The sequence below is a fragment of the Vibrio sp. 03_296 genome (genome assembly GCF_002265885.1).
In genome coordinates this window covers 1-843 of the sequence record NZ_NPKW01000564.1, presented here as the reverse complement: position 1 = coordinate 843, position 843 = coordinate 1, and the positions used below count along the sequence as shown (strand labels likewise).

The window sequence follows — 843 nt, the reverse complement described above, 5'->3', positions numbered from 1 at the left end:
CATGAACGTAGTGATGACGGAAGAAGGCAAGATGATCGAAATCCAAGGCACTGCCGAAGGAGAACCGTTTAGCCATGAACAATTGCTGACTCTGCTAGAGTCGGCCAAGAAGGGCATTAGCGAGATCGTCGCGGCGCAGAAGGCGGCGTTAGCCAATTGATTTAGATAGCTCCCTAGTTTGGGGCTATTTTTTGTTTTCTTCTTAGATAACTTAACCGCGTTGTTAGCTTCAACTTTTCACTCCATCACATAGCGCACTATGCTCAGGAGCTGAAAAGTCTCGCTGTCTAGCTGTAAAGCTATCTACTTTGAAACACTCTTATAGTTTGAGTTATCTTTTCTAGGGACTAGATACTAGGCACTAGAAACTAATAAACGGAGAAAGTAATGAAAGCATACCAGCGTGAATTTATTGAGTTTGCACTAGAGAAACAAGTCCTTAAGTTTGGCGAGTTTACGTTGAAATCTGGCCGTAAAAGCCCATATTTCTTTAACGCTGGTCTTTTCAATACAGGTCGTGATTTGGCGCGCCTTGGTCGTTTTACGCGCGGCGTTAGCCGATTCCGGCATTGAGTTCGACGTACTCTTTGGCCCTGCGTACAAAGGCATTCCGATTGCCACCACCACTGCTGTTGCGCTGGCGGATCACCACGATATCGACACGCCTTACTGCTTCAACCGTAAAGAAGCCAAAGATCACGGCGAAGGCGGTAACTTGGTTGGCTCGGCGCTAGAAGGGCGCATTTAGTGTTGGTGGACGACGTGATCACCGGCGGCACAGCGATTCGCGAATCGATGGAAATAATCCAGGCCAATGGCGCCGATCTGGCTGGCGTATTGGTG

Annotated in this window: 2 pseudogenes; both read left to right on the top strand. The window is 48.2% G+C overall.

Features of this window, described 5'->3' with window-relative positions:
• A pseudogene (gene rph / locus CIK04_RS26205) lies at nucleotides 1–160 on the top strand (ribonuclease PH); the annotation flags it as partial.
• A 227-nt stretch (nucleotides 161–387) separates the two neighbouring features.
• Nucleotides 388–843 (top strand): annotated as a pseudogene (pyrE, locus tag CIK04_RS26200) (orotate phosphoribosyltransferase); the annotation flags it as partial.